This window comes from Terribium retamae, from assembly GCF_022347545.1.
Lineage (GTDB): Bacteria > Pseudomonadota > Alphaproteobacteria > Rhizobiales > Rhizobiaceae > Mesorhizobium > Mesorhizobium retamae.
Map to the genome: position 1 here is coordinate 1 of NZ_JAKREW010000107.1, position 1,965 is coordinate 1,965.

A 1,965-nucleotide genomic window follows, 5' to 3' on the forward strand; every position below is an offset into this window, starting at 1 on the left:
CCCTAATCATACATATATAATTGTTGTCACTTTACTCGATATATGAGAATGACTTTACCTAATAAATGAGAAAAGCAACGCACTATATTAAAATGCGTTGCTTTTTCTATTATCGAATACCTATAACTAAACTATCTCTAGCTGTTTCTACAACTTCTGTACTTATTTTATCTAAACCATTTATATCCATAATTCTGTCTATCTGCGCAAATAAACGATGAATCAGCCTAAAATTCCCTTTTGTAATTTTAATAATCGTCGTTATTGCCTCATAATCAGTAAAGTCTTCGAGTTTTAAATCAAATCCTAAGTCTTGCCACTTATATTCTAATATATGATGCGTCTCATCTTTACTTAGATTATCAAATTCATGCGCAAAACCTATACGCGAATATAGTTGAGGATAACGAGATAGTTTTTTCTCTATACCCGGCATACCAATAAATATCATTGCTAAATTATGTTCATCATAAATAGCTCTTAATTGCTCTAAATGTTGCACTTTAAGGCGATCAATCTCATCTACTATAATTAAATCAATATATTTAAACATATCACTATAATGTTTACTATGTTCATGTCCATACTTATTTACAACATGTAATTTTTGACCCAAATCAATGATTGCAGTAATACTATATAAATCATTCCTTAATTTAGTTTGTTTTTCTGCTGGTGCATTATAAAATATTTTATCCACCGATAGTATGTCATCGGTCGTTTTACTAGCTAAATCTTCCCAACCTCTATGGTTAACTTGTTTTTCAATAGTATCCCAATTTGTGTAATACCTAGACGATAAAGTTTTTCCGACACCAGGTTGACCATAACATATACCAATATACTGATATTTAATACAAGCATCACAAAATTCAGCAAAGCGTTTATACTCTTTCGTTTCAATGAAATTTTGATTTTTAGTCATTACGATATCTCTTTAATTTTTTGACGTTTTTAGTCGTTTCTTGAGGTGAATAACCACAATTTTTTTCTTCCTTAATTAATTCCGTGGTACTTGGACTAGCAATATTTTGTTTTAAGTGTTTTCTTCTCTGACTACGAGCGTGCTGTATGTCTTTTATATCTATGGAGTAATCAGCTATTTCTGGACATATAGCAGTACAAAGAAATTCATCTCTATAAAACACACGTATTTCAGCCATATCATTTGGGTTATAACGAATCAGTACATATTCACCTACATAAGCTTCTAGATTAGTATTACTGTATCGAAAACCTTGAAAATGAATGCCATCTGAATGAACTTTTCTAGATTTAGGTATTTCCAACAATAATAAATCAAGTTGTTCTAAGCTACTTGGCATATTAGGGAAAAAGTGATTACTATTCCAATGACTGATAGGCGTGGTATGAATAGTACTATGTTCTTTTTGATTATAATCTTCAATTAAAAAGTAACGTAATTTTTCTTCAAAATTGTGAAAATTTATTAGATTACTAGGAGTATCATTATTGTTTATATATCCAGGCAGTTGTTCTAAGAAAGTTTGATTAACTGTCTGAAAGAATCGTTCTATTTTTCCACGACCACGAGGAACACCAACTTTCGAAAACATCAAGTTAATTTTCAAATCAATAGCGACTTGTTCCATATGATGTGAAGTAAAGTCACTTCCATGATCTGTGTAGAATTTTTCGGGTATACCACACACTGGCCAATTGGTATCATTTTTATTCCATATTGCTTGGTGTAGTGTTAATGCTGTGTTTTGAGCATTGGGGGGCATCAAAACTTAAGAAATAGCCTGCAATTGCACGACTATAGTCATCCATAATAATAGTTAGCCATGGTCTATTGATATTACCTTTTTGGTCTAATATAAAGATATCTAGCAAAGTATGGTCTGCTTGCCATATTTCATTGGGTCTCGAGGATTCTCTAATTTGTATTAAATCGTACTTATTTTGATAGTATTTTTCACCCTGATGAGAGAAATCAATAAC

2 protein-coding genes and 1 pseudogene are annotated in these 1,965 nt (G+C 31.1%); all 3 read right to left on the bottom strand.

Annotation, left to right across the window (positions count from 1 at the left end; all coding sequences use genetic code 11):
* Positions 1 to 109: 109 nt before the first annotated feature.
* Positions 110 to 925, bottom strand: coding sequence for an AAA family ATPase (locus L4923_RS30705; RefSeq protein WP_000164958.1), 816 nt, complete (start codon positions 923 to 925; stop codon positions 110 to 112).
* Complete coding sequence (locus L4923_RS30710; RefSeq protein WP_001566955.1) at positions 918 to 1,748, bottom strand: Mu transposase C-terminal domain-containing protein; 831 nt, start codon at positions 1,746 to 1,748, stop codon at positions 918 to 920. Before L4923_RS30710 ends, L4923_RS30705 begins: the two co-directional genes overlap by 8 nt.
* A pseudogene (locus L4923_RS30715) lies at positions 1,693 to 1,965 on the bottom strand (hypothetical protein); the annotation flags it as partial. The pseudogene L4923_RS30715 and the gene L4923_RS30710, both read right to left, overlap by 56 nt.

Coding starts and splice junctions, on each gene's coding strand:
- L4923_RS30705 (WP_000164958.1), bottom strand. CDS start 925: ATGACTAAAAATCAAAATTTCATTGAAACGAAAGAGTATAAACGCTTT.
- L4923_RS30710 (WP_001566955.1), bottom strand. CDS start 1,748: ATGCCCCCCAATGCTCAAAACACAGCATTAACACTACACCAAGCAATA.